Annotated in this window: 25 protein-coding genes; 4 read left to right on the top strand and 21 right to left on the bottom strand. The window is 61.8% G+C overall.

The window, feature by feature from the left end; genetic code table 11:
* Nucleotides 1-95: 95 nt before the first annotated feature.
* The 3 genes from rplI to rpsF are packed head-to-tail and all read right to left on the bottom strand — an operon-like array spanning nt 96 to nt 1,241.
* On the bottom strand, nt 96-542 hold the full coding sequence (rplI, locus tag ACLHZ1_RS10935; RefSeq protein ID WP_005331773.1) for a 50S ribosomal protein L9: 447 nt from the start codon (nt 540-542) through the stop codon (nt 96-98).
* A gap of 49 nt (nt 543-591) precedes the next feature.
* Complete coding sequence (gene rpsR / locus ACLHZ1_RS10930; RefSeq protein WP_005313392.1) at nt 592-822, bottom strand: 30S ribosomal protein S18; 231 nt, start codon at nt 820-822, stop codon at nt 592-594.
* Between the two features lie 32 nt (nt 823-854).
* Complete coding sequence (gene rpsF, locus ACLHZ1_RS10925) at nt 855-1,241, bottom strand: 30S ribosomal protein S6 (protein ID WP_041995081.1); 387 nt, start codon at nt 1,239-1,241, stop codon at nt 855-857.
* 270 nt (nt 1,242-1,511) lie between these two features.
* Between rpsF and ACLHZ1_RS10920 the strand changes: the two genes are divergently transcribed.
* Both ACLHZ1_RS10920 and ACLHZ1_RS10915 read left to right on the top strand, forming a co-directional pair.
* On the top strand, nt 1,512-2,735 hold the full coding sequence (locus ACLHZ1_RS10920; RefSeq protein ID WP_427262108.1) for an Nramp family divalent metal transporter: 1,224 nt from the start codon (nt 1,512-1,514) through the stop codon (nt 2,733-2,735).
* 84 nt (nt 2,736-2,819) lie between these two features.
* Nucleotides 2,820-3,668, top strand: coding sequence for a hypothetical protein (locus ACLHZ1_RS10915; protein ID WP_427262107.1), 849 nt, complete (start codon nt 2,820-2,822; stop codon nt 3,666-3,668).
* Nucleotides 3,669-3,692: 24 nt separating this feature from the next.
* Here the strand turns inward: ACLHZ1_RS10915 and ACLHZ1_RS10910 are convergent, their stop codons facing one another.
* From ACLHZ1_RS10910 to rnr, 5 genes are all read right to left on the bottom strand, one after another.
* Complete coding sequence (locus tag ACLHZ1_RS10910; RefSeq protein ID WP_427262106.1) at nt 3,693-4,553, bottom strand: DMT family transporter; 861 nt, start codon at nt 4,551-4,553, stop codon at nt 3,693-3,695.
* A 239-nt stretch (nt 4,554-4,792) separates the two neighbouring features.
* Nucleotides 4,793-5,242: a GNAT family N-acetyltransferase gene (locus tag ACLHZ1_RS10905; protein WP_427262105.1), complete on the bottom strand. Its 450-nt coding sequence runs from the start codon at nt 5,240-5,242 to the stop codon at nt 4,793-4,795.
* A 103-nt stretch (nt 5,243-5,345) separates the two neighbouring features.
* A complete protein-coding gene (locus ACLHZ1_RS10900) occupies nt 5,346-5,903 on the bottom strand; it encodes a Crp/Fnr family transcriptional regulator (RefSeq protein WP_427262104.1) in 558 nt (185 codons plus the stop codon).
* A 9-nt stretch (nt 5,904-5,912) separates the two neighbouring features.
* Entirely contained in the window at nt 5,913-6,662 is a 750-nt protein-coding gene (gene rlmB, locus ACLHZ1_RS10895; RefSeq protein ID WP_408793711.1) for a 23S rRNA (guanosine(2251)-2'-O)-methyltransferase RlmB, read from the bottom strand.
* Nucleotides 6,659-9,037, bottom strand: coding sequence for a ribonuclease R (rnr, locus tag ACLHZ1_RS10890; protein ID WP_427262103.1), 2,379 nt, complete (start codon nt 9,035-9,037; stop codon nt 6,659-6,661). The genes rlmB and rnr overlap by 4 nt, the downstream gene beginning before the upstream one ends.
* A gap of 133 nt (nt 9,038-9,170) precedes the next feature.
* Here rnr and ACLHZ1_RS10885 point away from each other — a divergent pair, with 133 nt between their 5' ends.
* Nucleotides 9,171-10,193 (top strand): GGDEF domain-containing protein, encoded by a 1,023-nt coding sequence (locus ACLHZ1_RS10885; RefSeq protein WP_427262102.1) that lies wholly within the window; start codon nt 9,171-9,173, stop codon nt 10,191-10,193.
* 149 nt (nt 10,194-10,342) lie between these two features.
* Here ACLHZ1_RS10885 and luxS read toward each other — a convergent pair whose 3' ends face one another.
* From luxS to ACLHZ1_RS10845, 8 genes are all read right to left on the bottom strand, one after another.
* Nucleotides 10,343-10,852, bottom strand: a complete 510-nt coding sequence (gene luxS / locus ACLHZ1_RS10880; protein WP_427262101.1) for an S-ribosylhomocysteine lyase — start codon at nt 10,850-10,852, stop codon at nt 10,343-10,345.
* An 18-nt stretch (nt 10,853-10,870) separates the two neighbouring features.
* Nucleotides 10,871-11,467 (bottom strand): transglycosylase SLT domain-containing protein, encoded by a 597-nt coding sequence (locus ACLHZ1_RS10875; RefSeq protein WP_427262100.1) that lies wholly within the window; start codon nt 11,465-11,467, stop codon nt 10,871-10,873.
* On the bottom strand, nt 11,467-11,805 hold the full coding sequence (glnB, locus tag ACLHZ1_RS10870; protein ID WP_041995101.1) for a nitrogen regulatory protein P-II: 339 nt from the start codon (nt 11,803-11,805) through the stop codon (nt 11,467-11,469). Before glnB ends, ACLHZ1_RS10875 begins: the two co-directional genes overlap by 1 nt.
* Before the next feature lie 9 nt (nt 11,806-11,814).
* The gene (locus ACLHZ1_RS10865; protein WP_427262099.1) at nt 11,815-13,437 is read right to left on the bottom strand and encodes an NAD+ synthase; all 1,623 of its coding nucleotides are present in this window, start codon (nt 13,435-13,437) and stop codon (nt 11,815-11,817) included.
* A gap of 86 nt (nt 13,438-13,523) precedes the next feature.
* Complete coding sequence (locus ACLHZ1_RS10860; protein WP_427262098.1) at nt 13,524-15,629, bottom strand: type IV pilus modification PilV family protein; 2,106 nt, start codon at nt 15,627-15,629, stop codon at nt 13,524-13,526.
* 11 nt (nt 15,630-15,640) lie between these two features.
* Nucleotides 15,641-16,750: a hypothetical protein gene (locus ACLHZ1_RS10855; RefSeq protein WP_427262097.1), complete on the bottom strand. Its 1,110-nt coding sequence runs from the start codon at nt 16,748-16,750 to the stop codon at nt 15,641-15,643.
* Between the two features lie 2 nt (nt 16,751-16,752).
* Nucleotides 16,753-17,400: a PilW family protein gene (locus tag ACLHZ1_RS10850; protein ID WP_427262096.1), complete on the bottom strand. Its 648-nt coding sequence runs from the start codon at nt 17,398-17,400 to the stop codon at nt 16,753-16,755.
* The gene (locus ACLHZ1_RS10845) at nt 17,391-17,936 is read right to left on the bottom strand and encodes a GspH/FimT family pseudopilin (protein WP_427262095.1); all 546 of its coding nucleotides are present in this window, start codon (nt 17,934-17,936) and stop codon (nt 17,391-17,393) included. The genes ACLHZ1_RS10850 and ACLHZ1_RS10845 overlap by 10 nt, the downstream gene beginning before the upstream one ends.
* Before the next feature lie 97 nt (nt 17,937-18,033).
* On the opposite strand from ACLHZ1_RS10845, the gene ACLHZ1_RS10840 reads away from it, so the two are divergent.
* Nucleotides 18,034-18,423 carry a type IV pilin protein gene (locus tag ACLHZ1_RS10840; protein WP_427262094.1) on the top strand — a complete coding sequence of 130 codons (390 nt, stop codon included), beginning with the start codon at nt 18,034-18,036 and terminating at the stop codon, nt 18,421-18,423.
* Between the two features lie 46 nt (nt 18,424-18,469).
* On the opposite strand, the gene ispH is transcribed toward ACLHZ1_RS10840, so the two are convergent.
* The 5 genes from ispH to ribF form a co-directional block, all read right to left on the bottom strand.
* On the bottom strand, nt 18,470-19,405 hold the full coding sequence (gene ispH / locus ACLHZ1_RS10835; protein ID WP_427262093.1) for a 4-hydroxy-3-methylbut-2-enyl diphosphate reductase: 936 nt from the start codon (nt 19,403-19,405) through the stop codon (nt 18,470-18,472).
* 91 nt (nt 19,406-19,496) lie between these two features.
* Nucleotides 19,497-19,949 carry an FKBP-type peptidyl-prolyl cis-trans isomerase gene (gene fkpB / locus ACLHZ1_RS10830; protein ID WP_408793688.1) on the bottom strand — a complete coding sequence of 151 codons (453 nt, stop codon included), beginning with the start codon at nt 19,947-19,949 and terminating at the stop codon, nt 19,497-19,499.
* Nucleotides 19,946-20,461, bottom strand: a complete 516-nt coding sequence (lspA, locus tag ACLHZ1_RS10825; RefSeq protein WP_408793686.1) for a signal peptidase II — start codon at nt 20,459-20,461, stop codon at nt 19,946-19,948. The genes fkpB and lspA overlap by 4 nt, the downstream gene beginning before the upstream one ends.
* Nucleotides 20,461-23,322: an isoleucine--tRNA ligase gene (gene ileS / locus ACLHZ1_RS10820; protein WP_427262092.1), complete on the bottom strand. Its 2,862-nt coding sequence runs from the start codon at nt 23,320-23,322 to the stop codon at nt 20,461-20,463. The genes lspA and ileS overlap by 1 nt, the downstream gene beginning before the upstream one ends.
* On the bottom strand, nt 23,322-24,296 hold the full coding sequence (ribF, locus tag ACLHZ1_RS10815) for a bifunctional riboflavin kinase/FAD synthetase (protein WP_408793682.1): 975 nt from the start codon (nt 24,294-24,296) through the stop codon (nt 23,322-23,324). The genes ileS and ribF overlap by 1 nt, the downstream gene beginning before the upstream one ends.
* Between the last annotated feature and the right edge of the window lie 12 nt (nt 24,297-24,308).

Here is a 24,308-nt window from a genome sequence, read left to right as displayed (position 1 = left end):
CCTCCCGCGCAAAAACAGTCTCTTACTGTAACTTGGCGGCCCAAAATAAAAAACCCGCGCCTTGGCGCGGGTTTTTCTGCAACAGCGAGTCGCTATTACAGGGCAACAACCTGGATCTGTACGGTTGCCTTGACGTCAGCGTGCAGCTGAACAACAACTTCGTACTCGCCGGTGTTGCGCAGAACGTTGCCCATGCGGACCTCGCTCTTGGCAACGGCGACGCCGGCAGCAGTGATGGCTTCAGCCACGTCACGGGTACCGATGGAACCGAACAGCTTGCCTTCGTCGCCAGACTTGGAGGCGATGACAACGGCAGCCAGTTCACCCAGCTTGGCAGCGCGCTCTTCAGCGGCAGCTTTACCGGCAGCCAGCTTGGCTTCCAGTTCAGCACGGCGAGCATCGAAGGTCTCGATGTTGGCCTTGGTAGCCATGACGGCTTTGCCTTGCGGGATCAGATAGTTACGGGCGTAGCCAGCTTTAACAGCGACTTGATCACCCAGACCGCCCAGTTTGGCGATTTTGTCGAGCAGGATAACTTGCATTACCTTTCCTCTAATGATGTTGAGTTAGGCTTAAGTGCCGGACCGATGCTTACTTGTTGTGCAGATCGGTGTACGGCAGCAGAGCCAGGTAACGAGCACGCTTGATGGCGCGTGCCAGCTGACGCTGATACTTGGCGCGGGTACCGGTGATACGGCTCGGTACGATCTTGCCAGATTCAGTGACGTAGTTTTTCAGAGTAACGATATCTTTGTAGTCGATCTCGGTAACGTTCTCGGCGGTGAAGCGGCAGAACTTACGACGACGGAAATAACGTGCCATGGCCTTTATCCTCTATGTCAGTGATCTAAGAATTACTCTTCGGAGGAAGCTTCAGTCGCTTCTTCGCGGCGCTCGTCGTCACGACGGGGGAAGCGCTCTTCTTTGGCCTTGGCCATCGGAGAAACTTCGGTCACGGCGTGCTTGGTGCGCATGATCATGTTGCGGATAACGGCATCGTTGAAGCGGAAGTTGGTTTCCAGCTCATCGATAACGGCTTGCTCTGCTTCCACGTTCAGCAGAACGTAGTGGGCTTTGTGCAGTTTGTCGATCGGGTAAGCCAGTTGACGGCGGCCCCAATCTTCCAGGCGGTGAATGGTACCGCCGGCAGCGGTGATCGCGCCGGTGTAACGCTCGATCATGCCGGGAACTTGCTCGCTCTGGTCCGGATGAACCATGAAGACGATTTCGTAATGACGCATTTTAGCTCCTTACGGATTAATTCAGCCTCCGCCCAGGTGCAGCCAGACCTCGGAGGCAAGGAACGTATGGTGTGTTTAGACGCTGCTTTCTAGGGCGGCGTATTGTACGAAATCGACACACCGACTGCAACCGGCACCTGCCCCTGTCGCGGCGAAATATTTACCCGGTCCGCCATCCCGATTTCTCTATGACCACCATCTAAAATCACAATTGATAATAGTTATCATTTGTAGCTATGCTAACGCCATATCCCTATGGAGGATGCCGTTATGCAACCCGCTGCCACCCTCGCGCTGGCCCCACGCAAACTCAAAGCCAGCCTGCTGGGTCCCGCCTTCATCGCCGCCATCGGTTATATCGATCCGGGCAACTTCGCCACCAATATCCAAGCCGGCTCCACCTTCGGCTACCAGCTGCTGTGGGTGGTGGTCTGGGCCAACCTGATGGCCATGCTGGTCCAGACGCTCTCTGCCAAGCTCGGCATCGTCACCGGCAAGAATCTGGCGCAGCACATCCGCGACCGTCTGCCCAGACCGGCGGTCTGGGCCTACTGGGTACAGGCGGAGATCATCGCCATGGCCACGGATCTCGCCGAGTTCATCGGCGCCGCCGTGGGCTTCAAGCTGCTGCTCGGGGTCACCCTGCTGGAAGGGGCCTGCATCACGGCCGTGGCGACCTGGGGCATTCTCATGCTGCAGAGCCGGGGTCAGAAGCCGTTGGAGTTCGTGGTGGGCGGCCTGCTGTTGTTCGTGGCGGCGGCCTATATCGTCGAGCTGGTGTTCTCCCGCCCCCATCTGCCAAGCCTGCTGGAGGGCGCCCTCTTCCCCGGCCTGCCCAATAACCAGGCTATCTACCTTGCCGCCGGCATGCTGGGGGCCACAGTGATGCCCCATGTGATCTATCTCCATTCGGCCCTGACCCAGCATGGCGAGGGGCAGGAGCCTATCCGCCAGCGCCTGCATGCCACCCGGGTCGACGTGGCCATCGCCATGACCATTGCCGGCTTCGTCAATCTCGCCATGGTCGCCATGGCGGCGGCCGCCTTCCATGCCTCGGGCCATCATCACGTGGCCGAGCTGGAGTCCGCCTATCAGACGCTCACCCCCTTGCTGGGCCCGGCCGCCGCCACCCTGTTCGGGCTCTCTCTGGTCGCCTCGGGCATCTCCTCCACCGTGGTCGGCACCCTGGCGGGCCAGGTGGTGATGCAGGGATTCGTGCGCTTCACCATCCCCCTCTGGCTACGGCGGCTCATCACCATGCTCCCGGCCTTCGTGGTGATCGCCATGGGGCTCAATACCACGGAAATCCTGGTGCTGAGCCAGGTGATCCTGAGCTTTGGCATAGCCCTCGCACTGATCCCCCTGCTGATCCTGACCGGCGACGGCGCCCTGATGGGGGAGTATCGCAACCATCCGCTCACCCAGGCGGTGGGGCGCCTCATCGTCGCCCTGGTGATCGGCCTCAATGCCTATCTGCTGGTCTCCCTCCTCTGATCCCCCTGGCTCATTATCCCGGGTTAATGAGCCAGGACTCCCTTTGCGCTATGCTGCCCTCCTGTTCTCTCACAGGAGTGCCCCATGCAACATACCCGCGCCAGCTTCGTGCTGGGCCATCATCAGGAGCAGGCCAGCGTGCGCCATTGCCAGGGGGGCGAGCCGACCCTGCTGGTGACCGACCTCACCCCCTTCCACCCCCAGAGCCACCTCTGGCCAGACCAACCCGGGGATGTGGGCACCGTGCGCTGGAACGGCGGCGAGGCGGCCGTGGGCCCCTGCCGCATGGGGGCCATCAGCCCGGCAGGCGAGCTGTTCGTGGACAGGGAGATCCCGGTCAAGCGGGGGGCAGAAGGCTGGGCCTTCGTGGTGGTGCATCCCCTGGCGGGTACCCACCCCCTGCCCGTCGGCACCCAGGTTGAACTCGAGGTGGACGCCGCCGCCCGCCATGCCCTCAGCCTGGGGCACAGCGCCTGCCATCTGGCGGCTCTGGCCCTCAACCGAGCCCTGATCCCTTACTGGCGCAAGGCGGTGAACGAGCGCGACGCCCTCGGTCAGCCCGACTTCGATCGCCTCGCCATCCAGGGCTCGCGGGTCGAGCCCCATGGCTCACGGGAGCAGTACCGGATCGGCAAGAGTCTGCGCAAGAAGGGGATCAACGGCGAGCCCCTGCTGGCGGAGCTGACGCAGATAGAAGAGAGGGTCAACCGGCAACTTGCCGACTGGCTGGCGGCGGGAGGCGAGATCCGCCGTTCCTGGGACGGCGAGGCCATCATAGATTCGCGCTACTGGCACTGCACTCTTGAAGGTAAAGAGGTGACCATTCCCTGCGGCGGCACCCATGTCACCCATCTGGCGGCCCTGGGTCGGGTCAGTGTGACCCTTGCCGGCGGCGAAGAGGGGTTCAGCCTGCACACCCGGGCCGAACCCTGACCCCCACGGGCAGAACCTCTGCGGCTAACCCAGCCGACGCTGCCAGTGGATCGCGAGCAGGATCAGCGCCACCCCGAGCCATAGGTTCCAGCTGGGGATCTCGGCAAACAGCCAGACCCCCAGCAGCATCACGAACATCAGGCCCGAGTATTCGGTGGCGGCGATGCGGCTCGCCTCCACCTGGCGATAGGCATAGAAGCAGCTGGCATGATAGAGCAGCTGCATCAGGCCGCTGCCCCCGATCAGGGCCAGCAGTCGCCAGTCGAGGGGTTGCCAGTGACCGATCGCCAGACCGGCGGTGAGGGGCATCGCCATCAGGTTGGCCCAGAACAGGGCCGCCACCACCGACATGCCCGCCGGCAGCTTGCGTCCAGTGATGTTGAACAGCGCCAGGGTGAAAGCGGTGAGCAGGGCGCCGAGCCCGGCCAGATGAAAGTCCCCGGGATTGAGCACCAGCAACACCCCCAGCAGCCCGAGCCCCCCCAGCAACCAGATGCGGGAGTGGATCTTCTCCCCCAGCAGCCAGGCCGCCAGCGGCAGGGTCAGCAGCGGCGAGACATAGAAGATGGCGTTGGCCGTGGCCAGCGGCAGCTGGGTCAGGGCCAGCATCATGCCGCCGCCCCCCAGCAGGCAGAGATGGCCCCGCAGCAGGTGCCACTTCCAGGCCCCCAGCCCCCAGGCCGACCTCGGCACCCTTGCCATCAGCGGCAACAGCAGCAGCAGGGTGAACAGCTGGCGCAGCAACATGTATTGCAGCGGGCTGAAGCCGGGGCCGATCAGCTTGACCAGCACGTCGGAGAAGGCCTGGGCCAGGTTCCCCAGGATCAGGGTGATGATGGCGAAGGTTTGCAGGTCGAGGGCGAAGCGCTTGCGGATCAGCTCCATCGCCCCTCCCCGTCCGGACAGAGGACAGCCATGGCTCGGCTTGGCGGCAAGATTTTCGGATCTTGTTCAGCATTCAATGCGAAATTTGCCACTTTAGACTGCCTCTATCGGATATTGGCGGTTAATCATGCAAAGGATACGGACTAACTCCGCCCTGGGCATCCGATTTTTTTACTACCTCAAGACATAATAATTTCATTGTTATGCCTAAAAGGCATTAGATGGCCCTGTGCCCGCCCTCAGGGACGCACCATGCCGATATGCAGTATCTCGTCCTCGAGGTAGGCTTCCCCCTCGGGCCGAAAACCGTGGCGGGCGTAAAAATCCTGCAGATGGGCCTGGGCCCCCAGATAAACGGGAGCCTGGGGCCAGAGCCGCTCACACTCGGCGCCTGCCCTCTCCATCAAGCGATGGCCCAGGCCGCCGCCGCGGGCCTCTGGCGCCGTGACCACCCGGCCTATCACTGCAAAGCCCGGCTTCACCAGATCCGGCGCCAGCAGGCGGGCATAGGCGACCAGTTCGCCCTGCTGCCACCCGAGCAGATGCAGCACCTCGCCGTGTTTGTCCAGCCCGTCCAGATCGAGGAAGGGGCAGGTCTGCTCCACCACGAACACCCGGGAACGCAGGGCCAGCAGATCATAGAGTTCATGTAACGAGAGGGCGTCGAAGCCCTTGAGGGTCCAATCCATAGCTGACTCCTTGGGAAGAAGCCGCCAGCATAGCGCCGCGGCCGGCGCCTCGCATTAACCTTGGTTAATCAGGCGACGCGCGGCAGTGGCGCCTTGCCGGGCGTTAACGTCCGGCCAGGCGCTTGCGAATGCGGCTCAGGCTGATGGGGGTGATGCCGAGGTAGGCCGCCACCTGATGGTCGGGCAGGCGGGCATCCAGGTCGGGGAAATGGCTCAGGAAGTGCTGATAGCGGGCCTGGGGCGTGCCGGTGAGCAGCAGCAGCTCCTTCTCCTCCTTGATGCGCAGCTGGACCGCGACCAGATGCTGGTACCAGGCGGGCCAGAGCCGGTGCCCGCGCAGGCTGGCGAGGGGAAACACCAGCAGACGGCAGGGCTCCAGGGCCTCCACGCTGTAGCGGGCCGGCTGGCCGCTGAGCTGATGGTGGAAGTCGAGAAACTCGTCCCCCTCCCAGTAGAACTCCTTGATGTATTCGCGGCCATCCTCGAGGGCGACCCGGGCCCGCAGCAGACCCTGCTCGACCCGCACCAGCAGATCCGGGCGATCGCCCGCCCGCCACAATGGCGCCCTCGGCGCCAGCGAGAGGGGCCGGGCAAAAGAGAGGAGGCCCTTGGCCTCCTGCTCATCGATGTGGGGATCCCGGCAAAACGGGGGGCGCTCCATCACGCTCATTCAACCACGGCGCTGACGCACCACTTCGAACAGGCAGACCCCGGTCGCCACCGAGACGTTGAGGCTGGATACCGCCCCCGCCATGGGAATGCTCACCAGTTCGTCGCAATGTTCGCGGGTCAGGCGGCGCATCCCCTTGCCCTCGGCGCCCATCACCAGCGCCATGGGACCGGTCAGTTTGGCCTGATAGAGGTCGTGATCGGCCTCGCCGGCGGTGCCGACGATCCAGACACCCCGCTCCTGCAACTCGCGCAGGCTGCGGGCCAGGTTGGTGACCTGAATGAGCGGCACCACCTCGGCGGCGCCACAGGCGACCTTGCGCACCACAGGGGTCAGGCCGGTGGCCTTGTCCCGTGGCACTATGACGGCGTGCACCCCGGCCGCATCGGCACTGCGCAGGCAGGCGCCGAGGTTGTGGGGATCCGTCACGCCGTCCAGCACCAGCAGGAAGGGCTGTGCCTCTTGTGAAGCCAGGTTGTCCAGCAGGCTGGCCAGATCGTGCTCGGCCAGCTTGGGAGACTCCTTCACCCGGGCCAGTATGCCCTGGTGATTGTTGCCCTCGGCCTTGTCATCGAGCGCCTTGCGGTTGACGCTCTGCACCCGGATGCCGAGGGACTCCAGCTCGGCGAGGAGCGGCAGCAGCCGCTCGTCGTCGCGGCCCTTCAGGGCCCACACCTCGATGAAACGCTCCGGGGTGCGCTCCAGTTGGGCGCTGACGGCATGGATGCCGTAGATCAGTTCAGTACTCATTTCGTGCTCTTGGCCTTGTCACGAGCCTTCTTGCTCGGGCGGCGGTTGTTGGGTTTGGCGGCCGTGGTCTTGAGGGGCTTGCCCTCCTGACGACGCTCGTGGCGACGGCTGCTCTTGGCCTTCTCTTTCTTGATCTCGGCCTGCTTGCGCGCCATCTCCTTGGCATTCTTGCCGGTGGCCTTGAGGGGCTCCTCCACCATGGTGAAGTCGATCTTGCGATCGTCCAGGTTCACGGCCATCACCTTGACCCGCACCTTGTCACCGAGGCGATAGCGACGGCGGAAGTTCTCGCCGATCAGCTGCTGGTGCAGGGGATCGAACTGGTAGTAGTCGTTGTCCAGCGAGCTGATGTGGACCAGGCCGTCGATGTGGATCTCCGCCAGACGCACGAAGAAGCCAAAGCCGGTGACGCTGGCGATGACGCCGTCGAACTCGTCACCCACGTGATCCAGCATGTACTCGCACTTGAGCCAGTCCGCCACGTCGCGGGTGGCATCATCGGCGCGGCGCTCCGTCATGGAGCAGTGCTCGCCCATGGGATCCACCTCTTCCATCTGGTAGTGGTAGCCGCCGCTCGGGGTCCACTTGTGGCGCTGGGCCGCCTGCTCCTTCGCCGCCTGATACTTGATGGCGCGGTGCAAGATGAGATCCGGATAGCGACGGATCGGCGAGGTGAAGTGGGCGTAGGACTTCAGGGCCAGGCCGAAGTGGCCTATGTTGTCGGCCTGGTAGATGGCCTGGCGCATGGAGCGCAGCAACATGGTGGAGAGCAGCTCGGCATCCGGGCGCCCCTCGAACTTGGCGGCCAGCTCGGCGAAATCTTTCGGCTCGGGCTCGAGGCCCCCCTTGAGCTCCAGACCCAGCTCGGCCAGGAAGTCACGAAAACCGGTCAGGCGCTCCTCGCCCGGGCGGTCGTGCACCCGGAACAGGGCGGCGGCCTCGTTCTTCTCGATGTAACGGGCCGCGGCCACGTTCGCCAGTATCATGCACTCTTCGATGATCTTGTGGGCATCATTGCGCACCAGCGGCACGATGCGGTCGATCTTGCGCTGGGCGTTGAAGATGAAGCGGGTCTCCTCGCTCTCGAACTCCACGGCGCCGCGCTGATGACGGGCATGCTTGAGGGCCTTGTAGAGGTTGTTGAGCTCCTCGATATGGCCCACCAGGGGATCATACTGCTGACGCAGCCTGGCATCCCCTTCCAGGATGGCCGCCACCTTGTTGTAGGTCAGGCGGGCATGGGAGTTCATCACGGCTTCGTAGAACTTGTAGCCGGACATGCGGCCACCGGCGGAGATGGTCATCTCGCACACCATGCAGAGGCGGTCTACCTGAGGGTTCAGGGAGCACAAACCGTTGGAGAGCACCTCCGGCAGCATGGGCACCACGTACTCGGGGAAATAGACGGAGTTGCCGCGCTGATACGCCTCGGCATCCAGCGCCGTGCCGGGGCGCACATAGGAGGAGACGTCGGCGATGGCCACCCACAGGCGCCAGCCACCGCTCTTCTTGGCCTGGCAGAAGACGGCGTCATCGAAGTCGCGGGCATCTTCCCCGTCAATGGTGACCAGCGGCAGGGAACGCAGATCGATGCGCCCCTCCTTGGCCTGTTCCGGCACCTGTTCGCCGAGGCCGGCGACCTCTTTGGTCACCTCCTCCGGCCAGGTGTGGGGAATGCCGTGGGTGCGCAGGGCGATCTCGATCTCCATGCCGGGGGCCATGTTCTCGCCCAGCACTTCCAGCACGGTACCGACCGCGTTGATCCGTGCGGTGGCGCGCTGGGTGACGCGCACCACCACGACCTGGCTCTGACGGGCGCCCTTGTTTTCCCCTTCCGGGATGATGATGTCCTGGCCGATGCGGCTGTCGTCCGGCACCACGAAGCCCATGCCGTTCTCGACGAAGTAGCGGCCGACGATGTCCGCCTCCCGCGCCTTGAGCAGGCGCACGACCCGCGCTTCCTGCCGACCCTTGCGGTCGATCTCGGTCGGTTGCACCAGCACGTAGTCGCCGTGCATCAGCTTCTGCATCTCGCGGTTGTTCAGGAACAGATCCGATCCACCACCTTCAGGGCGCAGGAAACCGAATCCATCTTTATGGCCGAGCACATAGCCTTTGACCAGATTCAGGCGATCCGGCAGGGCATAACATTGGTTGCGGGTGAATACCAATTGTCCGTCACGCTCCATGGCGCGCAGACGACGGCGAAGGGCTTCCAACGGCTCTTCCTCGGTCAGCTTGAGGACGGTGGCCAACTCTTCGCGGGACATGGGTTTTTCATGGCCTCGAATGAGCTCCAGCAGCATCTCGCGGCTGGCGATGGGATTCTCATATTTCTCGGCCTCGCGTTGGAGGAAAGGATCTTGTTGAGACATAAGCAGGCCTTAGAATAAGTAATGACTCGGCTAGTATATCGGAGGGGGGAGCTAATGGCATCCACCCGCTGCCTTTTCCAGCATCTCTCTGTCATACTGGGCGCAATTGCGCGCCCAATAGTACATGGAACCCATGAGCAAGGATTCATTCGCCCAGTCCGCCGCCTACCTGAAACAGGCGGTTCCCCTGATGATCAAGTATCAGATCCCCACCACGCCGGCCAACTATACCCTCTGGTACAGCTATGTGTCGGCCAGCATGCCCGAGCTCAACCAGGCGATCGATCAGGCCATCAAGTTGCAGGGCACCTGCTCGCTCACCACCTGTGAACGGCTGTTCCACCAATATCTGGCGGCCCAGAGCGACCAGCAGCTCGAGACCATGAAGCTGAATCTGGCCGCCATGACCAGCGAGCTGGGCCACACCATGCAAGACGCCCTGTCGGACACGGGGGCATTTCAGGCCATGCTGGATCGCAGCTTCGATCGGCTGAGCCGGATCGACGACGAGGGGCTCAGCCTCGAGGATACCATGGGGATATTACGGGAGCTGGTGCGCGAGTCGCGGGATGTTCGGATGTCGACCATGCACTTTCGCAGCCAGCTGACCAGCGCCGAGAAGGAGATCAAGGTGCTGAAGGAGGCCCTGAACGAGACTCGAAAACTCGCCAACGAGGATGCCCTGACCGGTCTGCTCAACCGCCGCGCCTTCAGCCTGGAGATGGATAGCCTGATCCGCAGCCGTCACCCCTTCTCCCTGATCCTGACCGACATAGATCGCTTCAAGAACTTCAATGACGAATATGGTCATCTGCTCGGCGATCAGGTGCTGCGCGCCTTCAGCAAGCGGCTGCGGGAGTGCTGCAAGGAGGGGGTCACCGCCTACCGCCTCGGCGGCGAGGAGTTTGCCCTGCTGCTGCCGGGTCGCAGCCTGGCCCTCAGCCGCCAGGTGGCGGAGAGCCTGCGCCGGGCCATCGAGAAGATGTCGATCCTGGATCGCAAGTCAGGTCGGCGCATCGACCACATCACCTCCTCCTTCGGGGTCGGCGAGCACGATGGCACAGAGGCGGCGGATCCCCTGGTCGAGCGTGTCGACAGGCTGCTCTACAAGGCCAAGGAGCTCGGCCGCAACCGGGTGATGCCCCTCCCCTCCTGACGCCCGGATGCCGTGCGGCGACCAGGGTGAGGCGGCTAGCCACGGCAGGCCCCGCTGTTCAGAGCACACCTCCTTGCAAGACACAGGGGCACCGACAAAAAGAGAAGGCCGGTCATTGACCGGCCTTCTTTGCCTCTGCTGCCCGTGCCTTAGAGGCCGTTGAGCTTCTCTTGCGGCAGCGCCAGCTCGTCGTTGTGGTTCACACCGACCCCGCGGGCCAGGACGTTGCGGGCGATATCCTGAGCCTCATCCAGAGAGTGCATGGCGTAGGTGCCGCACTGATAGAGGTTCAGCTCGGGGATCTGGGATTGATCCTGCACCTTGAGCACGTCTTCCATCGCCGCCAGCCAGGCCTGACCCACCCGGGCCTCGTCCGGTGCGCCGATCAGGCTCATGTAGAAGCCGGTACGGCAGCCCATGGGGGAGATGTCGATGATCTCCACCCCATTCCCATTGAGATGATCCCGCATGAAGCCGGCAAACAGGTGCTCGAGGGTGTGAATGCCGCGCTCGGAGAGGATCTCCTGATTCGGCACGCAGAAGCGCAGGTCGAACACGGTAATGGTGTCCTTGCTCGGGGTCTGCATGGTTTTGGCGACACGCACCGCAGGGGCTTCCATACGGGTGTGGTCAACGGTAAAACTGTCCAATAACGGCATTTCTGACTCCTGATTGGGTTACCAGAACCAGCTCCCGCTGGAGAGCTGATCCTTGCATTGTCGATACTGGGCGCCATAGCGCTGGGCGCGGGCCTCCACCTTGCGGGAGACCTTCATCAGCCACCCCTTGCTGCGGTAGCTGCCACGGCGATAGCCGCCCCAGCCTTCGTGATAATTGAGGTACTGGCCGTAGGCATCCCACTTGGAGGTGCCGTTGAGCTTCTGGGCCTTGTGAGTGTACCAGCCCATGAAATCGATGGCGTCGGCGAAGTCGTCCCGGCTGCTCCAGCCGTTGCCGGTTTCCCGCTGGTAATCGGCCCAGGTCTCGTCTTTCACCTGGGCATAGCCATAGGCCGAACTGGCGCGTCCGGTCGGGATAAACAGGAAGTATCCCATGGGCGGCTGAGCATCGTGCACGAAGGAGGACTCCTGGTACATCATGGCCATCACCACCTGGACCGGTGTGCCCCACCGCGCCGTCATGTCGCGCGCGGCCTCGTGCCACTCGGGCTTCTCGCGAAAGATCTGACACAGGTTTTCCGGCTGGGCCGGCGGCGAGCTGCTGCAGGCGGCAAGCCCCAGCGAGAGGCCCGCCAGCACGAGGCGCTTGCGCATCAGATGGCGTCTTCGTTCTCTTCGCCGGTCCGGATCCGGATCACCCGCTCCACGTCACACACGAAGATCTTGCCATCGCCGATCTTGCCGGTGCGTGCCGTGTTCTGGATCACCTCGATGCAAGCATCGAGCTCTTCGTCCTGGACCACCAGCTCCACCTTCACCTTGGGCAGGAAATCCACCATGTACTCGGCGCCACGATAGAGCTCGGTATGGCCCTTCTGGCGACCGAAGCCCTTGACCTCGGATACCGTCATGCCGTTGATGCCGATCTCGGCCAGGGCTTCGCGCACATCGTCCAGTTTGAACGGCTTGATGATGGCTTCAATCTTCTTCATGGTGACTCCTTACCAGTTCTGTTTACCGAACCCGGACGTGATGGGGTAACGGCGATCCTTACCAAAGTTGCGGGGCGAGATACGGGGCCCCACCGCCGCCTGACGGCGCTTGTATTCGTTGATGTCCACCAGCCGGATCACCTTGCGCACCGTGGCCTCATCGAAACCGGCGGCAACCATGTCGGCCACGGAGGCATCCTGCTCCACATAGCGCTGCAAGATGTCGTCCAGGATGTCGTAGGGGGGCAGGCTGTCCTGATCCAGCTGATCCGGGGCCAGCTCCGCCGAGGGCGGCCGGTCGATGACCCGCTGGGGGATCATGTAATCGACGCTGTTGCGATATTCGCACAACTTGAAGACCAGGGTCTTGGGCACATCCTTGAGCACATCGAAGCCACCGGCCATGTCGCCATACAGGGTGGCGTAGCCCACGGCCATCTCGCTCTTGTTGCCCGTGGTCAGCACGATGCGGCGACGCTTGTTGGAGAGCGCCATCAAGAGCACGCCGCGGCAGCGCGCCTGCAGGTTCTCTTCGGTGGTATCGCGCGCCGTGCCCTCGAACAGGGGAGCAAGCTGGGTCATGAAGCCCTCGAACATGGGCTCGATGGAGATGATGTTGAACTCCACCCCCATGCGCTCGGCCTGTTCCTTGGCATCCTCCACGCTCATCTGGGCGGTGTAGCGAAACGGCATCATCACCGCCTGCACCTTGTCGTTGCCGAGGGCATCGCCGGCGATGGCCAGGGTCAGGGCCGAGTCAATCCCGCCGGAGAGGCCGAGCACGGCCCCCTGAAAGCCGTTCTTGGTGACATAGTCACGCACCGCCAGCACCAGGGCCTGATAGACCTCGGCCAGGGGAGCGAGGGGCTGCGCAGGCTCGCGCTCCTTGCGGGGTTGCCCCTCGACAAAACGCACCAGCGCCAGCTCTTCGGCAAAGGGGGCCAGCCTGTGGGTCAGCTCGCCCTGGCCGTTGAACACCTTGGAGCAGCCGTCGAACACCAGCTCGTCCTGACCGCATACCTGATTGAGGTAGACCAGGGGCAACCCGGTCTGGCCGCAACGCTCCGCCATCAGCTCGCGGCGGATCCAGGGCTTGTCCTTGTCATAGGGGGAGGCATTGATGGTGAGCAGCAGCTCGGCGCCCGCCGCCTTGGCGGCCAGGGCCGGGCCCGGCTGCCAGAGGTCTTCGCAGATAAGCAAGCCCAGCTGGTGACCGCGCAGCGTCACCACGCAGCTCTCCTTGCCGGCGCTGAAGTAGCGCTTCTCGTCGAACACCCCGTAGTTGGGCAAGTCCTGCTTGAAATAGCGAGCCAGCAGGACACCGTTATCATAGAGGGACGCGGTGTTGTAGAGCTTGCCATCCTGGCGCCAGGGGTGACCCAGCAGGATGGCGCAACGCCCCCGCCAGGCCGCAATCCGGGCCAGGGCAGCGTCGACCCGGATCATGAGATCGGCGCGCAGCAACAGGTCTTCCGGCGGATAACCGGTCAGGGCCAGCTCGGAGCAGACCAGCAGATCGGCGCCTTGCTGCTCCGCCTCGGCGGCGGCGGCCAGTACCTTGTCACAGTTATCTTCGATGGCGCCTACCGTCAGGTTCAACTGGGCAAGCATCAGAGAGAGGGCTTTTGCCATGGCGATGCATCTTGAATTCGAAAATGATGGGGAATGATAAAGAAAAGGCGCTGGCTGTGCCAGCGCCTTGGCTTCCACGACGGGCCTTAAGGGGAGGTTGAGGAGCAGGTCAAGTTGGCTGCGTTGGTGACGCCGTTATCCACCAGCAGGGTGCAGGGGCCGCTGATGACTTGACCGCTGGCTGGCGGAGTCATTGGGATGCTCAGGGAGGCTGGATTGAGCCTGAAGCTGCTGCCGGCCCCTGAGTGGGAGAAGCTCACCACCAATGTGCTATTTTGCTCCGCCGTACAGACATACATGGCGGTCTGGTTATCGTTGCCCGGTTTGTCTATATGGCAGTTGGCCCCCGCCGTCGAGGTGTTCATCGACAGATTGTTGAACACATTCTTTTTGCAGGCCGTTGGGGCTGGATCGTTGTTGCCAGACTTCTCGAGACACTGCACCTTGCCGGTCACCGTTAGGGTCGGTTGGGCGACGACTGTGCTATCCACCTTGACGGCCAGCTCGGTGCTGAGTGCCATATCCCGATCTTGAGGTGAAATCAGGGTGGCGGTCACCCCTGAGTTCCCCTGATAGACGGTGGCCTTTACCTTCACGCTCTGTAACTCTTGATTACTGTCCTTGGTAGACATTTTGGTCGTCAGATAGCCACGGCTATAGCTGCCAAAATAATAGTTATTGAGGTCGACTATGGTATCGACCGGCTCATTGCTGACGGTGGCGTAGTCGATCACCTCCCCTGTCAACTGGCCACTGAGTGGGGTCATGGACCATTCGGCCAACATGGTCAGATTGATGTCCTGAAAAGGCACCTTGGCCAGATAACCGGTGACACTGGTATCTATGCCGCTCAGATAGGCGGGATCGAGAATATCGACATAGATGCCGCGGGCAATCAGCTGACGGGTCCCGGTATTGACGGAAATGGACGTCGTCGTATCACCACCGGCCGCCGCATTGCTCGCCAGCCAGTCGCTGAACTCGCTGATGGTCGGGGCGGTTGCCGTCGGATTGGACGTCCAGTTCAGAGTCTGCTTCTGCCAGTCCACATAGGCCTTGACCACATACTTGATGTAATTCTCATAACTTATCTGATTCGCCGATTGAGCCAGAAAATCCGAGGTGGTGACGATCACCTTGACCAGATTCCAGTCAGGAATGGGGCGATAGAAACCATCCAGCCGAACGAAACGACAGGCATCCACATAGTTGCCGCTGGCGGCCACGGCCAAGTCGCTGCCATAACGCTGCCGGCTGGTGTTGAGGGGGGCATAGTAGTTGGTAAACCCTGTGCCGGAGCCATCGAAATGATCCTTGCAACAACTACTGCAAAGCGCCGGCTGACCATTGCCACTGACGACACCGGTCTGCTTGCTCAGCACGGTTCCCACCTTCCAGTAGAGCTGGTTGGTGCTCGTCGTGTAGACCTGACCCGGCAGATAGGCACTCAAGGTAGTACCATAGCTGCAGCCACAACTCACCGAGCTGATATCTTGCTGGATCTGCTGGGTATTGCCCTGCCCCACCGGCTGGTAGGTCACTGTCTCGAATTGCACCTCTTTACCAACCGCATTGTTTTTGGCGCTTACCGTGGGGGAGGGTTTGCTGGTCTCCTGCTTACTGCCATTGCCAAGGTCAATGGAGACCACATCCGGTGCGACCCCGGGTGTATAACTGATTTTGGGGCCTTCTCGGGTGGTATCCAAGCCGCCATTGAGCTGCGTTGCGCTGAGTGACTCCGCGGGAGAAACATACCCTGCCAAGGTGACCGAAGTTGCCATCCCCTCGCTATTGGTCCAACTGACGGTCGTTGCTACCTGCTTTCTGCCCGGGTAATTCAGCAGATAACCCGCAGGAGCCGTGTTCTGCCATGCAGACGTAGATCCGTTCCAGTACTGATTGGTCACGATCCAGGCCAGGTTGTAACTATCCCCTGACTGGTTTTTGGTCTCGCTACCGCTCGCAATGGCGTTATAAGCGGTAAGGGGGGCGGTCGCCGTTACCAAGCTGTTGAAGTTGCGAAACTCATCATTCTTGGACTCAGCCAATCTCATGGCGATCTCGTAACGCCGCCCATCCTGTGATGCCGTCAGGGCCGCCTTGGAAATCGCAACCAAACCGACCACTCCAATGCCAAGCACCACCAGGGTGACCAGGATCTCCAGCAGGCCAAATCCTTTTTGCCATTTCATCTGCATATCCTCTACCAGTCGCGCCAGCTACCTGGAACCTGTTTCAGAGTCTGGAAGGCAGCCCCCGTTTTTATGTTGCTCAGCACCGCCTCGTCATATTTGGCGTCATAGGTACCATTGGCCTTGCCCAGCTTGAAGTTGGCCGCCAAGGCCCCATGAACGATGGCTCCACCTCTGAGATCGATATCTTTGTTCGTCGTTGCGGGATTGGAGGCATAAGCGAATACCAGCCCGTAGAGCTGGCGATTGCCATTGATACTCAAGTTGCCATCCTTGATGATCAGCACCACGGGGGCGGCCTGGGTACCAATGTCAGCCCCAGGGCTGCAATCGCCGTTGACTATGATGACCCCGGTTGAGGCGGGCCCCAAGCCACTGCAATTGTTCACTATCTGGTTGGCCCTTGACTCTATGTTGGCCCAGCCGGCGACATCATCATTTTCATTGAACAGATACCACACCAGGTCGGTCGGGAAGGCGGGATCGCTGTCCTTGATATCCGACTGTTTATTACCCGGCTGACTGATATTGGCGCTGCAACCACTCGCATAATCCCCCTGATGACAGGTCTGACCCGAGCCTGTGTTCAGATCCACATAGTCATTGGTCCAGATAGAGAGCGGCACCCCGGGCCCACCGCCGTTTGGATTGGCCACCACGGTAAAGTTGCCCCCGACCGCCATGCCACCGGCCACCGTCAGGGGCGCGGCCGGCGTCCCCGCCAGCACATTGGTCTGCACATATTGCGCCTCGACCGCAGCCTGGGCCTGGCTGTCATCCAGTACCGCTTGAGCACGCAGGCGGATGGGGGTTACCAAGGTGGAGCCACCGGACACGGCAATGAAAGGCACCATATCTTCTGCGACCAGGGTATAGCTCCCAACCGCCCCTGAGGGGGAGATGGTCACACTCCCCCGCCAGGCAGGGACGCTGCTGATGCGGCCAAAACCATAGGAGAGCCCCTGCTCGGCCAAGGCCATCACTTGACGATAGAGCGCCTCATTCAGGGTAACGCGGCGGTCGGCAACCAGCAGTTTGCCCACCAGCAGGGAGACGGCCAACAGGATGAGGATCAGGATCAGCGTGACGGTGAAGGTGGTAAAACCAGACTGGGTTCTCATATTCAATACCCATCGTTGCGCAGCTTGATATCACGCTGCAGGTTCAACGTCAGCGCCACATTATCCTTGTAGCGACCCGAGATATTGAGCTGAATAGCCCGGGCACCACTCACCTGACTACTAGAAAGCAGACGATAGGTCAGCTGAGTGATCTCTATGGTGTTCTCCGTCGAAATCAGACTGCCGCCATTACAAGCTGCACTGGCTCCCGTCGCCAACTTTATCCCTTTATCGGCACTGCTATAGCTGTAAAGCAAGGTTTCAAAACTGCTAGATGCGCTGTTATCCAGTGCCCCATTGCCATTCTCGTCATAGCGGACCCTGACACAGCGATAGAGGTTCGAGCCCGTCGCTGTCTCGCTCATCAGATCCGCATCCGCATCGAAATAGAAGGGAGAAGGGCCGGCGCCAGAGACCATTCGGCTCGCCGTTGCCGCGCTGGCATCATAGCCGGCCCGCTGGATATCACGGGCCATCATATCGGTGATCGCCTGTATCTCCTGATTGAGGCGACTCACCTTCATGGCCGTGCTGTTGGCCTTAAGAATGGCGGCAAACAGGGCCGTTACCGCGGCAACCAGGATCAGCCCAGCGACCATGGACACCATCAGTTCAACCAAACTGAAACCTCGAGATAATCTTAAGGGCATGGAGAGCCTCCGGTCACCACATCAGTTCGGATTCGACCAACAGGGGCGATAATGACCGCGTACTCACTATTTCCATTTTTTAAGCAAATAGAACCGTTGTGAGGGACTCCGTAGAGGCTCTTGAAGTTTCCACGGCGGTTATTGAACTGAAGGGCTGTTTCTACACCTGATTTGGCAAAATTTGAGTCAAGCATCACACCACGAAACTCGTCAGCATCAGCCCCTTTCCTCCCTTCGATGCTGGAGCAGTTATCGCTGCAACTGTCACAGGTGCCATCAATAGCAATGCGATAACACCAATTTGGCTGGCCAGCATTGAAGAGCTTGAGCGTCAAGGGTCCACCGCGCTTGATGGCTTCAGACTTGAGCAACATGACGTCGGTATAGATGGCCTGGGTGGCCGCCCTGACCAGCTGCTCCTGGCGCAAAGATTGATAGCTGGGGATGGCAACCATCAGCAGCAAGGCCACCACCAAGGTGGCCACCATGAGCTCAATCAGGGTAAAACCGCGGGATCCCTTCCCTTTCGTTACCATCGCCTTACAGACTCCCTGTCTGTGCGTGTTCATCCACATGGAGGAAACGGTCAATACTACTCTATAGTATCAATCCCTCTCCCGAACCATGTCGACGATGAGAAAACACGCCAAAGGAATCACATTGATTGAACTCATGGTAGCGGTGGCCATTGTCGCCATCATCGCCGCCGTGGCTTACCCCAGTTTCACCGACGGGTTACGCAAATCGCGCCGGGCTGAGGGGGTGAAAGGCCTGCTGACCATGCAGCTCAGGCAGGAGGAGTACCGGATCAGCAACAGCAGTTACAGCACGACAGCCAGTGCGGTGGGGGATCCCACCAGTGACTACTATAACTTCAGCATATCGGGCGCCACGGCCACCACTTATACCCTGATCGCCACGGCCAAGGGGGCCCAGAGCGGTGACAAGAGCGGGGCGACCAGCTGCAATACCCTGACCCTCACCAAGGCCGATGCCAAGACACCGGCAGAGTGCTGGAAATGATCTGGCTGCAGCGATGAAAAAGCCCATCTGGCGATGGGCTTTATGATCAGATGATGCGCAGTTCCGGCGGCACTTCGAACACCACATTCTCTTCGCGCCCCGGGTGTTCGGCGACCACCTTGCCTCCCAGTTCCCGCAGACGGGCGATGACGTTCTGCACCAGTACCTCGGGCGCCGAAGCCCCCGCCGTCACGCCGATGGCCTTGACGCCATCCAGCCAGGTCGGTTCTATCATGGAGGCATCGTCGATCAGGTAGGCGCGCGCGCCCACCTTCTCCGCCAGCTCCCGCAGGCGATTGGAGTTGGACGAGTTGCGCGACCCCACCACCAGCATGGCGTCCACCAGCCCGGCCATCTCCCGCACCGCATCCTGGCGATTCTGGGTGGCGTAACAGATATCGTCCTTGCGCGGCCCCTGGATTTTGGGGAAATGCCTGCGCAGGGCATCGATGACATCCGAGGTCTCGTCCACGCTGAGGGTGGTCTGGGTGACGAAGCAGAGATCGTCCGGATTCTTCACCTTGAGCCTGGCCACATCCTGTGGCGTCTCCACCAGATACATGCCCCCTTCCGGGTTCTCGTACTGTCCCATGGTACCGATCACCTCGGGGTGACCAGCGTGACCGATAAGCACGGCCTCGGAGCCCTTGCGACTGGCGCGATGCACCTCCATGTGCACCTTGGTCACCAGGGGGCAGGTGGCATCGAACACCTTGAGGGCCCGGGACTTGGCCATCTCGCGCACCGTCTTGGCGACGCCGTGGGCGGAGAAGATGACGATGCTGTCGTCCGGCACCTCGTCGAGCTCCTCGACGAACACGGCCCCCGCATCCTTCAGCTTGTTCACCACATAGCGATTGTGCACCACTTCATGGCGGACATAGATGGGGGCACCGAACTTCTCCAGCGCGCTCTCGACGATGCTGATGGCGCGATCGACTCCGGCGCAGAAACCACGAGGGTTGGCGAGCAAAATATCCATCAGAGTACCTCTTTCCCGTCAAATTGCGCTGAGCGGGTGCGTTCCCCCGGCACGGGAAGACCAAGGGTGGCCGCCGGCAGCATATCCGTCATCACAACAGCTCCTCCTGGTCATCAACCCCCAGGATCTCCACCTCGAAGGTGACGGTATGGCCGGCCAGGGGATGGTTGAAATCGACCGTCACCGACATGCCTTGCACCGCCCGCACTATGCCGGGCAGCTCGCCGCCATTGGGCTGATCGAAGACGATGATGGCGCCCACCTTGGGCTCCACATCCGCGCCGAACTTGGCGCGGTCCAGATGGTAGATGTTGTCGGGATTGGAGAGGCCAAAGGCCTGCTCCGGGCTCAGCGTGAAGCTCTTGGCCTCCCCTTGTTGCAGCCCCAGCAGGCACTGCTCGAACTGCGGCGTCAGGCTGCCATCCCCCATGGTCAGTCGCGCCGGCTTGCCGTGCAACTGGGTGCTGTCGGCGACGGAGCCATCCTCCAGCTTGATGGTGAAGTGAAACAGCACCCGGCTGTCATGACCGATAAACGTGCTCATGCCGACTCCTTGCCTTGCTTGCTCACGGCTTTTTCGCCGCGAAAGCCGTCCAGCACTATCATGGCGGCGCCGATGAAGATGAAGCTGTCCGCCAGATTGAAGGCGGGCCAGTGGGCACGGCCCCAGTAGAAGTCGAGAAAATCGACCACGTGACCCAGCACCAGGCGATCGAACACGTTGCCGAGGGCACCGCCGATGATGAGGGAGTAGGCGATGCCGCTCCAGCGCAGGCTTGCCGGCTGCTTGCGCAGCCAGTGGGTCAGCAGGCCGCAGATGGCGAAGGCCAGCACGGCGAAGAACCAGCGCTGCCAGCCCCCCTGATCGGCCAGGAAGCTGAACGCCGCCCCCTTGTTATAGACGTGCACCAGGTTGAAGAAGGGGGCGATCTCCACCCCCGGGTAGCCAAAAGGCAGCATCTTGACCACGGCGAGCTTGCTCGCCTGGTCGAGAATGAAGGCCATCGCCGCCAGCCACAGCCAGCGCAGGCCACTCTTGTCGTGAGTCATCTTCATCAGGCAAATTGACGAACTTCGCCGTCACCCTCGACGTTGCTGACGCAGCGGCCACAGATCTCTTCGTGACCGGCAAGGGTGCCCACATCTTCCACATGGTGCCAGCAGCGGTCGCACTTGGCGGCGGCAGACTGGGCCACGCTCAGCCACAGGTCGTCACGCTCGGTCGCAACGGAGCCTTCCGGCGCGCCGTCAACCACCACGACCCTGGCCTTGGAGGTGAGCAGCACGAAGCGCAGCTCGTCGCTCAGGGCGTTGAGGCGCTCGGCCAGTTCAGCCTTGGCGAACAGGGTCAGCTCGGCCTGCAGGGAGCTGCCGATCCGCTTCTCGCCACGGGCCGCTTCCAGGGCCTTGTTCACCTCGGCGCGCACGGCCAGGATCTCGGCCCAGAAGGCATCGCCCATCTGCTCACCGGCGGCCAGGCCATACAGGCCGTCATACCACTCCTCGGTGAACACGAACTCGCCACGCTCGCCCGGCAGCAGGGCCCAGATCTCGTCGGCGGTGAAGCTCATGATGGGCGCCATCCAGCGCACCATGGCCTCGGCGATGTGATAGAGCGCGGTCTGACAGGAGCGACGGGCCAGGCCATCGGCCTTGGCGGTGTACTGCCTGTCCTTGATGACGTCCAGATAGAAGGAACCCATCTCGATGGAGCAGAACTGCATCAGCTTCTGGGTCACGCCGTGGAAGTTGTAGGCCTGATAGGCGTCGACTATCTCGGCCTGCACCGCCTTGGCGCGGCCCACCGCCCAACGGTCCACCACCACCATGTCGGCGGGCGCGACCATGTCGGTCGCCGGGTTGAAGCCGTTGAGGTTGGCCAGCAGGAAGCGGGCGGTGTTGCGGATGCGGCGATAGGCATCGGCACTGCGTTTGAGGATCTCGTCGGAGACGGTCATCTCGCCGGTGTAGTCGGTGCTCGCGACCCACAGACGCAGGATGTCGGCCCCCAGCTTGTTCATGACGTCTTGCGGGCTGACCACGTTGCCGATGGACTTGGACATCTTGCGGCCCTGGCCATCCACGGTGAAGCCATGGGTCAGCACCTGGTTGTAAGGGGCCTTGTTGTTCATGGCCACGCCTATCATGAGCGAGGACATGAACCAGCCACGGTGCTGATCCGAGCCTTCCAGATACAGGTCGGCCGGGTTGCCGTTGAACTCGGGACGAGCCGCCACCACGGAGGAGTGGGTCGAACCCGAGTCGAACCAGACGTCCAGGGTGTCGGGCACCTTGTCGTAGTTGTCGGCGTCCTCACCCAGCAGCTCGGCCTTGTCCAGATCCCACCAGGCCTGGATGCCGGACTGTTCGACCCGCTTGGCCACCTCTTCCATCAGACGCACGGATTCAGGGTGCAGTTGCTGGGTCTCTTTGTGAACGAACAGGGAGATGGGCACGCCCCAGGTACGCTGACGGGAGATACACCAGTCCGGGCGGTTCTCCACCATGGCCTGAATGCGGTTCTTGCCCCAGGCGGGCACCCAGCCGCTCTGGCCTTGTTGGGCTATGCCCTCCTGCTCGATGCGGTCGATCTCGGTCAGGGCCTGCTTGCGCAATCCCTTCTGCTCCATGCTGATGAACCACTGGGGGGTGGCACGGAAGATGATCGGCGTCTTGTGGCGCCAGCAGTGCGGGTAGGAGTGATTGACCACCTTGTGATGGAGCAGGGCGCCATGGGTCTTGAGCACCTCGACCACGGCGGTATTGGCCTTGAACACGTGCTGACCGGCGAACAGCTGGGTGTCCGGCAGGTAGACGCCGTTGCTGCCCACGGGGTTGGCTACTTCCAGGCCGTACTTCTGACCGACCACGAAGTCTTCCTGGCCGTGGCCAGGGGCGGTGTGTACGGCGCCGGTACCGGCGTCCAGGGTGACGTGATCACCCAGCACTATGGGCACATCGAAGCTGTAGAAGGGGTGCTTGAAGCGCAGCAGATCCAGCGCGGCGCCCTTGGCATAACCCAGGTTATGGAACTGCTCGATACCGGCGCGGTCCATCACATCCTTGACCAGGTCGGCGGCCAGGATCAGGCGCTCCGGGTGCTCACCCTCCACCTGCACCAGGGCATAGTCCAGGTCGGCATGCAGGGCCACGGCGCGGTTGGCCGGCAGGGTCCAGGGGGTGGTGGTCCAGATCACCACGGAGAGCGGACCGCGGCCGAAGTGACCCTCGGCACAGTCAAACTTGCCAGCCACCTCGGCCTCGTCGACGGCCTTGAAACGCACATCGATGGCGGGAGAATCCTTGTCGTAGTACTCCACCTCGGCCTCGGCCAGGGCGGAGCCACAGTCGGTACACCAGTGCACCGGCTTGGAGCCCTTGTGCAGGTGGCCATTGTCCACGATCTTGGCCAGGGAGCGGATGATGTTGGCTTCGGTGCCAAAATCCATGGTCAGGTAGGGCTTTTCCCAGTCACCCAGCACCCCCAGGCGGATGAAGTCGCTCTTCTGCGCCTCGATCTGGGTCTTGGCATACTTGCGGCACTCGGCGCGGAACTCGGCGGCGGAGATCTTGACCCCCGGCTTGCCGACCTTGCCTTCCACCTTCAGTTCGATGGGCAGGCCATGGCAATCCCAACCCGGTACATAGGGGGAGTCGAAGCCGGACAGCCCCTTGGACTTGACGATGATGTCTTTGAGGATCTTGTTGACCGAGTGACCGATGTGAATGCTGCCGTTCGCATAGGGAGGGCCGTCATGCAGGATGAAGGAGGGCTTGCCCGCCTTGGCGCGGCGAATGGCTCCGTAGAGATCCTGATCGTACCAACGCTTGAGCATACCGGGTTCGCGCTTGGCCAGATCGCCACGCATCGGGAACTCGGTTTCCGGAAGATTCAGGGTGTGTTTATAGTCGCTCATCAGTCCTGGGTTCCCTTCTTTTCTAAAAGAGTGCTGGGTAAATTGAATAACGGCAGCCCAAACCAGGCTCGGGCTGCCTGGGCATCTCGTTCGATCTGTTCTTTCAAGGCGGAGAAAGAGGCAAATTTTTGCTCCTCGCGCAGCTTGTGGCGAAGCAGCACCTTGACCTGCTGACCGTATAGATCACCAGAAAAATCAAATAAATGTACTTCCAATCTGGCTTGAGTACCGTTCAAGGTCGGCCTCACGCCCACGTTGGCAACACCGGGGAAGATCTCGCCGGAACATAACACTTCCACCGCAAACACGCCACCGACCGGGATGACCTGGCGCTTGAGGGCCAGATTGGCGGTGGGAAAACCTATGGTGCGCCCCAGCTTGTCACCGTGGGCCACTCGGCCACTGATGGCATAGGGACGGCCCAGCATCAGCTCCACCTCGGCCATGCGCCCCGCCTTGAGCGCCTCGCGCACCAGGGTGCTGCTGACGCGCTGGCGGGCGAGCTCGAAGCTCTGGGTGCTGACCACCTCGAAACCAAAGCGGCGACCCGCCGCCTCCAGCAGGTGAAAGTCCCCCTCCCGCCCCTTGCCGAAGCGAAAATCATCCCCTACCACCAGATAACGCACCCCCAGCTTGTCGACCAGGAGCTGCTCGATGAAGGTATTGGCGGCCTGGCTGGCGAAGGCGTGACTAAAGCGCACGCAGAGCAGGCGATCGATATGCAGCGCCGCCAGGGCTTCCACCTTCTCCCGCAGCCGGGAGAGACGCGCCGGGGCATCGGCCCCCGCAAACAGCTCAAGGGGCTGGGGCTCGAACAGCAAGACGCAAGCCGGCAAGCCAAGGGCGGCGGCCTTCTCCTGCAGCCGCGCCAGCACGGCGTGATGACCCTGATGGACCCCATCAAAGTTGCCTATGGTCAACACGCAACCCCGGTGACGGGGCTTGATATTGTGGATACCGCGGATAAGCTCCATCAGTGCCTTGTG

The sequence above is a fragment of the Aeromonas sobria genome, assembly GCF_050266975.1.
In the GTDB taxonomy this organism is placed as follows: domain Bacteria; phylum Pseudomonadota; class Gammaproteobacteria; order Enterobacterales; family Aeromonadaceae; genus Aeromonas; species Aeromonas sobria_B.
Note: the sequence above shows the minus strand (reverse complement) of the source record. Positions and strands in the feature narration are given on the sequence as shown.